Annotated in this window: 14 protein-coding genes; 5 read left to right on the forward strand and 9 right to left on the reverse strand. The window is 43.5% G+C overall.

Features of this window, described 5'->3' with window-relative positions:
- Nucleotides 1–175: 175 nt before the first annotated feature.
- The 8 genes from H6G97_RS42695 to H6G97_RS42725 all read right to left on the reverse strand — a co-directional run bounded on the left by H6G97_RS42695 (nt 176) and on the right by H6G97_RS42725 (nt 3722).
- Entirely contained in the window at nt 176–535 is a 360-nt protein-coding gene (locus H6G97_RS42695) for a hypothetical protein (RefSeq protein WP_190946596.1), read from the reverse strand.
- 16 nt (nt 536–551) lie between these two features.
- Nucleotides 552–761 (reverse strand): hypothetical protein, encoded by a 210-nt coding sequence (locus H6G97_RS42700; RefSeq protein ID WP_190946597.1) that lies wholly within the window; start codon nt 759–761, stop codon nt 552–554.
- Nucleotides 762–826: 65 nt separating this feature from the next.
- Nucleotides 827–1669: a hypothetical protein gene (locus tag H6G97_RS42705; RefSeq protein ID WP_190946598.1), complete on the reverse strand. Its 843-nt coding sequence runs from the start codon at nt 1667–1669 to the stop codon at nt 827–829.
- Between the two features lie 117 nt (nt 1670–1786).
- Nucleotides 1787–1990, reverse strand: coding sequence for a hypothetical protein (locus tag H6G97_RS42710; RefSeq protein ID WP_190946599.1), 204 nt, complete (start codon nt 1988–1990; stop codon nt 1787–1789).
- A complete protein-coding gene (locus H6G97_RS42715; RefSeq protein WP_190946600.1) occupies nt 1983–2309 on the reverse strand; it encodes a hypothetical protein in 327 nt (108 codons plus the stop codon). Before H6G97_RS42715 ends, H6G97_RS42710 begins: the two co-directional genes overlap by 8 nt.
- A gap of 119 nt (nt 2310–2428) precedes the next feature.
- Nucleotides 2429–2554, reverse strand: coding sequence for a hypothetical protein (locus tag H6G97_RS55120; RefSeq protein WP_277883430.1), 126 nt, complete (start codon nt 2552–2554; stop codon nt 2429–2431).
- 9 nt (nt 2555–2563) lie between these two features.
- Nucleotides 2564–3280, reverse strand: coding sequence for a hypothetical protein (locus H6G97_RS42720; RefSeq protein WP_242055979.1), 717 nt, complete (start codon nt 3278–3280; stop codon nt 2564–2566).
- A 109-nt stretch (nt 3281–3389) separates the two neighbouring features.
- Nucleotides 3390–3722 carry a hypothetical protein gene (locus H6G97_RS42725; RefSeq protein WP_190736086.1) on the reverse strand — a complete coding sequence of 111 codons (333 nt, stop codon included), beginning with the start codon at nt 3720–3722 and terminating at the stop codon, nt 3390–3392.
- Nucleotides 3723–3927: 205 nt separating this feature from the next.
- Here H6G97_RS42725 and H6G97_RS42730 point away from each other — a divergent pair, with 205 nt between their 5' ends.
- The 5 genes from H6G97_RS42730 (at nt 3928) to H6G97_RS42750 (ending at nt 5974) form a co-directional block, all read left to right on the forward strand.
- Entirely contained in the window at nt 3928–4179 is a 252-nt protein-coding gene (locus H6G97_RS42730) for a DUF6788 family protein (protein WP_190946601.1), read from the forward strand.
- Between the two features lie 71 nt (nt 4180–4250).
- Nucleotides 4251–4484, forward strand: a complete 234-nt coding sequence (locus H6G97_RS42735) for a hypothetical protein (protein ID WP_190946602.1) — start codon at nt 4251–4253, stop codon at nt 4482–4484.
- Nucleotides 4485–4806: 322 nt separating this feature from the next.
- A complete protein-coding gene (locus H6G97_RS42740) occupies nt 4807–5199 on the forward strand; it encodes a nuclear transport factor 2 family protein (protein WP_190946603.1) in 393 nt (130 codons plus the stop codon).
- A 185-nt stretch (nt 5200–5384) separates the two neighbouring features.
- Nucleotides 5385–5630, forward strand: a complete 246-nt coding sequence (locus tag H6G97_RS42745) for a hypothetical protein (protein WP_190946604.1) — start codon at nt 5385–5387, stop codon at nt 5628–5630.
- Complete coding sequence (locus H6G97_RS42750; protein ID WP_190946605.1) at nt 5630–5974, forward strand: hypothetical protein; 345 nt, start codon at nt 5630–5632, stop codon at nt 5972–5974. The genes H6G97_RS42745 and H6G97_RS42750 overlap by 1 nt, the downstream gene beginning before the upstream one ends.
- Here H6G97_RS42750 and H6G97_RS42755 read toward each other — a convergent pair.
- Nucleotides 5934–6404 carry a hypothetical protein gene (locus tag H6G97_RS42755; protein ID WP_190946606.1) on the reverse strand — a complete coding sequence of 157 codons (471 nt, stop codon included), beginning with the start codon at nt 6402–6404 and terminating at the stop codon, nt 5934–5936. The genes H6G97_RS42750 and H6G97_RS42755 overlap by 41 nt on opposite strands.
- Between the last annotated feature and the right edge of the window lie 138 nt (nt 6405–6542).

Here is a 6542-nt window from a genome sequence, read left to right on the forward strand (position 1 = left end):
GATACCAACTTGTTTTGAGTGCGTTAATGTTGTCAATCATGCTTTTCTCCTCAATAAGTAATTAATGGCTTCGGAGTCAATAGAGGCAATACGCTTTTTTAGATGTTGTGGGGGATTGTCAAAACAATTCGCAATTCGCAGTTCGCAATTCGCAATTAAAATACAATTGGATAATTTAATTGGTATGCAAACCTCTCCATTCATTGATAAAAACAGAATTAATATTCAACCATCCAACTTCAGATATAAGGAAGCAAATTGCGAATTGCGAATTGCGAATTGCGAATTGTAAAAGTCGCACCCAGCCAGAAACAGTAGTGGAATGCACACACAGAACACGGGCAATTTCAGCACTACTATAGTTATCGAGAAAGGGGCTTGTAGAATAACCCAAAGCCCAAAGCTTAGTAGCAATTGCAATTGGAGTGCGAAAATATCCATGTCTTTTTAAGATTGAGGCTATTTGTTTTGGGGTATAAAGTTCAGCCTTAGCTTCAATGATTGCGAGTTCTTCATCAGTCCATTTGAGATTCATTTATTACCTCCAATGTTTATGCAGATTTAGCATCAGGTTGTTCTGGTACAATCCGAGCGCTGATAGATTCAAAATCCACTTGGAAGATGTTCATCTCTGTGGACATTTCCCCAGTGTTGTAGCGGTCTACTATGTGCTGTTTAATTACGGATTGATTCAGCCCATCAGGGATATCGATGTGAGCTTCACTTGTGATTTTTTCAACAACTGTGACGATGACTCTCATGGGTAATTCCTATTTGATTAATTGAGTATTCAGAAGTGAAATTATTCTGAATCCTGTATGCTGATTTACACTGCTCCAGTCTTTACTGCTTGCAACTGTTGCATCCATGCGTTGATTGCTGTTAATTCATCCGCACCGCTAGCAACAGCATCAACAACAAGATTTTGATACGAAGACTCAGCATGATTGGGATGGTCACACTTGCCTGCTGCCCAAGCCAAACACATGGTTTTGATTAGTTCATTAATCTGGTTAATATCAAGTAAACTTGGGCGGTCAACATCCTGGAATTGCAACCACTCTCTGACCAAATCAAGTGGATAATCAAGCAAGGTGCGAATATTTTTAACTCGTAAATCTTGAGTCGGTACTGGTTGAGGGACTACGCTAACTTTTGGTGGAGTCAGTGGGGGTTCTGGAATGGAGCTTGAAGTTTTACCCAATAAGGATTGGATGTCACGAATGATTGTTGCCCAATCCAAATCTCTACTCCATTCCCTGTAAATCTTAGTTTTGGTTGCAGCATCGTAAAGATTACAGAAAACTGTGTTCTCGTCGCCAGCATTAGCAACAATAATCAGTAGCTTAGAAAAATCTTGAACAATTGACGCAGCGAGAAGGAAGCTTTTGGCGAAGTTAGTTTCAACACCAGTTCTAACGATATAAAGTTCATCGGCACTGATAACAATATCCAGCTTTAAATTGTCCTTCCCTTTGAACTCTTTAGTGGTCAATCGCAGTTCTGACAGATACCCAGTTAATGCCCTTTGGGTAACAGGGATTTTCTTATCCTGGTTGATATTAAACTTGTACCAAACGAAAGATTCCCCGTCTACTTCCCCCTGATTGACATATAAGTAGATGGGTTCGGGAGGGTTGCATAAACCTAGTTTAATTTCAGCAATCATATTTCACCTCGGTTAAGTTTCATGGATTGGTAGTCTGTGTGAGATAATAAAAACTCTGTAGTGGAAAGTAATTTCCCGTAGTTGCAATCGTCTGAATATTGGCTACATTCAGACGAGCTAAAAATCCTCGGCAATCTCCAACAAAAAGCCCTGTCCCGTGTTCTGTACTTGCACCAGTTCTTTATCCAACAGTGTTTGAATAACTGAATCGGAAAATTGGAATTGCAGACGATGTAGAGGTACACAACCGCCGCAAAGCCGAATCAAACGCAGCAAATGGTTCGCTCTACGTTCAAAGGTGTTATCAATCGTTTTAGGCATTTGTGAAACCTCCGGTTAAGACGGTTAACTGTCGGTTGAGAATGCTCATTTGCTGTTGATAAAAGTCAATTTCAGCAGTGATTTGGTGGAATAATTCTTCTGGAGAGAGCGATTGGATTTGAGATTCCTGAAAGTGAAACAATTCGTCAGAGTTTTTATCAGGCATCAGCGTATAGCGCCAACCACCACCGAATTGTTCAGCCAATTCTGTACCAGAGGGGTAGTAATAAAACCCCAGAATGATACCGTCCTTAGTGCGCTGTTCCAAGGCAAAGCGAGGGTAGCCCCAGTGTCGGGGAATTGATGTTGTGGGTTGCATATTGATCGGTGAATGAAGGGAATATGTTTTAGGGAAAAGGGGAAGGGGTAAGGGGGAAAGGAATGAAAAAATTTCCCTTTAACCAATACCTTTAACCTTTTCCCAGGCGAAGCCCAAGACTACGCCGTGACTAACTCCGTTCTCTCCAGCAGCCGTTGCAATCTATCGCCAGTTAGCTGCTCTAACGGTTGCTCTAAAAAATATTCATCAAAAATGGATTTACCATCAGTAGACTCGTCCACCATCGACAGCGATTAAACTGCTTCCACCCCAGAGGCACAGGGCATTTGCTGACATTCCCCAGTACGCATTACCCACCAGCCGCCGTCAGTACAGCCAACTTCACCCAGTTTTACATCGTTGTGGTAAATCCCATCGTCGAGGATTTCATAACCGTACTTCTCGCATTCGTTGAAAATCTGCGCCATGACTTCATTACCAGTGGTAGAAGAGGACAAGGAGCAGGGTGCGGGGTGCAGGGGGGCAATTTCTTCTCCCTTGCTCCCAGCTAAGAGCCCCCCTGCTTCTTGCACAGGTAATGAGCCATCTTTGTAGTGAGTGCAGATGAAGCGATCGCAACGCATTAGAGTGTTGGCACGAAACACTTCTTTATCGTTGACCCTGACTACCCAGCGTTGCGTTAAATGGTTGTCGTCATAGCTGATGCTGGCTATCAGTTTGTCATCAGCATAATATTCGTGATGGTCAAACGAGATTTCGACTATTGTGAGGGGTTCGGGAGCGATGGCTTGGGCTTGGTCAGCGATGTAGCCGTCGAGTTCGGCTTGGGCGAGGGCTTGGTTGTCAACTTTCTGAAGCTGGGTGGATTGGTGGGCGATGATTGCGTTTACCCAGGTGTCGATCGCTCTTTTGTCCCCGGTGGGTGTTACGCCTAATTCGGCAGCGATTCTTTTGAGGCGGGGGAGGTTATAGCGGGAAAGGGCTTGCTGTGTGTAGTTTGGATAGGTCATAATAGAAACTCCTGTAAAAGGGCCAAAGGGTGATCGCAGAGCCTACGAAACTTGAGCGGTCGCCTTTTGTTTTGTATGTTTCTATTTTACCGTTGTCAACGGACAAAAGTCAAGCAACAACAGTAATTATTTTGGCAGTATCGAAAAAATCAGTGATATCAGCATTTAGTGCTTCACACAAAACGTTAACAACCTCTACTGAAACAGTGATTGTTCCACTTTTGAGGCGAGTAGCATAATAATCGGGCTGTTCTAATTGCTGAATATATTGGTGTGCAACCTTTTGACCAAGTTCAGTAGTTTTTTGCTCAAGCTGACGCCGAGGTATATTTCCGCGTAATTCTGTTAACTTTTTAGCTTGTTTATTACCCCATTTGAATGTAGCAATATGTTCAATATCTATCATCGTAGTAATTTTTTTACCGTTGCTACTTGCCAGCATAACATTTTAGATTTATTGTTGTAAGCAGTAATAAAGTACCTTACAGGGAGGTGGCATGACCGTTCATGTCATCAACTTTGTATTACTATGCAACAACCAAAGATAGTGATCACCTTGTGTAGTTAGGGAAATTTACTCTTAGTTGAATCATGGAAGTAGTAAGTAAGGGAGCGATCACTTCTTTAAGAAATCTGGGCTATGGGAGATGAGCAACAGCCCTAGTAAAAATCGCCGACGCAAGGGTGAGGGCAACGGTTCTATTCACTGGCGCATCATAACTAAGAAGGGGAAGGATTACCCCCAAGCTTATTACCACTGGCAGGAAAATGGAAAGAAAAGGACGAAGTACATCCCTAAAAAATTACTAGGGGATATTCAGGAAGCTGAAGCAGCCAAACGTCCAGTTGTAGAGATATTACAGATGTTGGGGGTTGAGGTAGCCCTAGTAATTTACTAGGGGATAAACAGATAAACCCTAGTAATGCAGCTTTAGAAACAAGCCCTAGTAATGACATATCCCCTAGTAAAATGCGGCGAAACAAAGGTGAGGGGAGCGGTAGTATTCATTGGCGAACCATAATTAAGAACGGCAGAGATTACCAACAGGCATACTATCACTACGAATTTTGGAGTGAGGGCGATCGCTTGGTCAAATCGTCGAGGTACATTCCCAAGCGGTTACTGAATCATGTTCAGCAGATGGAGCAAGAAAAAGCGGCTGTTAAGGAGATATTACAATTGCTGGGGATGATGAAACCATGATTCTGAAGCTGTCACGGTAACTCCTGTTCAAATACCTGACTGACTGAACAAGAGAGAGTGTCGGGAGCAAAGCGGTGAGGCAGTCCGCAGAAAGGGGTTTTTCCAAGTAGAGGAACTGCCGAATCCGTAAAGGTTTCCGTCGAGTCTAAACCCCATCACAGAGAAGGGCTTGCCGATAGGCAGCACTACTGTTAAAACCGAGCTAAGTTGGGAGATTCAGCAAAAACATCAATCTCGATGCACTTTCTGTTGATTTTCCGTATAGTAAATAGTTGGGCTGTTTTCTTGTTTTAATGACATTCGTATTGGATGGTGAACAATTATGAGTTCAAATCAGCAGTTTCTGCAAAATTTATACGAAGCCTTCAACAAAGGCGAGATTGAAACAATCATCTCGGTGATGCACCCGGATGTGAAATGGGCCAACGGGGTGGAAGGCGGTTTCGTTTATGGACGCGACGCGGTGCGCGAATACTGGACTAATCAATATAAGGTTATTCAAGTGCAGCTTGAAACCTTAAAATTCGAGACGGATGAAAACAATCGAAATGTCGTTACCGTTCATCAAATGGTCAGAGATTTGCAAGGCAATTTGCTTGCGGATGCAACAATTGAGCAAATTTTTACTATTGAGGATGGTTTGATCAGTCTTTATGAAATTGGCGAAACCGAAACAATCCAACAGATGATTCATTCATACGAGAAACAAAAATGAGTAATTGAGAAGGCAGTTACAATTCGAGGCGTTGCTTTACTGATCGCAATGAAGAGAGGTTAGTAACTTTGGTCAGATTCTGTATAAATACTTCACCGCTATTTGCTCCCATCGTAGCCAAACATCCGCTTGCACTTGACCGTTTAGAGCCTTTTCATATTGCCCAAAAGAATTAAGATGTTGACTTGCTGCCCCACCCCGTAACCGCAAAAAAAGCCACCATCTCCGCATCACACAATCCAGAATTTCCCAACTCAGACATTACCCCTTCAGAAGACCCAGCTTCAGCAATCATTGACGTTGCTGCTGTTGAAGTTCCAGAATTAACCGAGCAGGAGCAGAGCGATAAGCCTGACGGCATGGCTACGCTTACCGCCTGCATTTGGAGCGAAAGGTGGAACGGGCCTTTTTTGAGGCAGGAAAGGCATTAATGGAATTACGGGATCGCAAGTTATATCGCTCTACTCACAAAACCTTTGAGGAGTATTGCCGCGTTCGCCCTTGGCGTTGGCGAAGCCATCGCTTTGGCCATAATCGTCGGCAGTCTTATCTTCTAATGGATGCAGCAGTAATATTTGATAACTTAGAGCAAAAATGTGATCGGAACGATCACATTTTGCCGACGAATGAGTGGCAAGTTAGACCACTGTCCAAGCTTGAGCCGGACATTCAGCCCGAAGCATGGAAGCAAGCTGTAGAGTCTGCCAACGGGAAAGTACCATCTCATCGCATTGTCAAAGATGCGGTGCAGCGAATACTTGCCTGCGGAGCGTGAGCAGATGCGGGTGATTTGCGATGGCGTAACCGCCCACCGTAGGTGATCGCATCGGTCGAGTGTATTCAGATTCGCTGGAGGAGACAGTCAAAAGCCTGTTGCAGTTATTGGGGAAGCTGAATCGACCAAATCTTACTGTTGTGGAAGAGAAATTATTGACGCTTCTGGAGTCGGAGTATGGGATAATACCCTGAACAACTTTGGCAATTTGGCATCCAATGTCTTTGGGTTGCAGTTTCAATGAGATATCACCACAACGGGACAGTAAGGAAGTTAAGTTGTACGAGGGATGTGGCAAAACTTTCCGCAACTGGTGTCCCGTGCTATGCCAGTTGTAAGCGTGAGTGCTGTAGAAACGCTCTACATATTGAGACAGCGCTCGGAAGTGAACGCCATCAGTCTGCAACTGGCTAGAAATGAACAAAACCAAATAGGATTTCAGAAGATGAAAAATCTAGATAGCTGGATTACTGTATAGTTTGAGGTGTACCAGATTATCCTCTCAAGAGCTGCTCTATGATTGTTCTACCTGGTATTGCTATCCAAAACAAAATATACGAAAGTGACA

Source organism: Nostoc flagelliforme FACHB-838 (assembly GCF_014698065.1).
Taxonomy (GTDB): domain Bacteria; phylum Cyanobacteriota; class Cyanobacteriia; order Cyanobacteriales; family Nostocaceae; genus Nostoc; species Nostoc flagelliforme_B.

Coding starts and splice junctions, on each gene's coding strand:
- H6G97_RS42710 (WP_190946599.1), bottom strand. CDS start 1,990: ATGCCTAAAACGATTGATAACACCTTTGAACGTAGAGCGAACCATTTG.
- H6G97_RS42720 (WP_242055979.1), bottom strand. CDS start 3,280: ATGACCTATCCAAACTACACACAGCAAGCCCTTTCCCGCTATAACCTC.
- H6G97_RS42715 (WP_190946600.1), bottom strand. CDS start 2,309: ATGCAACCCACAACATCAATTCCCCGACACTGGGGCTACCCTCGCTTT.
- H6G97_RS42735 (WP_190946602.1), top strand. CDS start 4,251: ATGCGGCGAAACAAAGGTGAGGGGAGCGGTAGTATTCATTGGCGAACC.
- H6G97_RS42705 (WP_190946598.1), bottom strand. CDS start 1,669: ATGATTGCTGAAATTAAACTAGGTTTATGCAACCCTCCCGAACCCATC.
- H6G97_RS42700 (WP_190946597.1), bottom strand. CDS start 761: ATGAGAGTCATCGTCACAGTTGTTGAAAAAATCACAAGTGAAGCTCAC.
- H6G97_RS42750 (WP_190946605.1), top strand. CDS start 5,630: ATGGAATTACGGGATCGCAAGTTATATCGCTCTACTCACAAAACCTTT.
- H6G97_RS42740 (WP_190946603.1), top strand. CDS start 4,807: ATGAGTTCAAATCAGCAGTTTCTGCAAAATTTATACGAAGCCTTCAAC.
- H6G97_RS55120 (WP_277883430.1), bottom strand. CDS start 2,554: ATGGTGGACGAGTCTACTGATGGTAAATCCATTTTTGATGAATATTTT.
- H6G97_RS42725 (WP_190736086.1), bottom strand. CDS start 3,722: ATGCTGGCAAGTAGCAACGGTAAAAAAATTACTACGATGATAGATATT.
- H6G97_RS42730 (WP_190946601.1), top strand. CDS start 3,928: ATGAGCAACAGCCCTAGTAAAAATCGCCGACGCAAGGGTGAGGGCAAC.
- H6G97_RS42695 (WP_190946596.1), bottom strand. CDS start 535: ATGAATCTCAAATGGACTGATGAAGAACTCGCAATCATTGAAGCTAAG.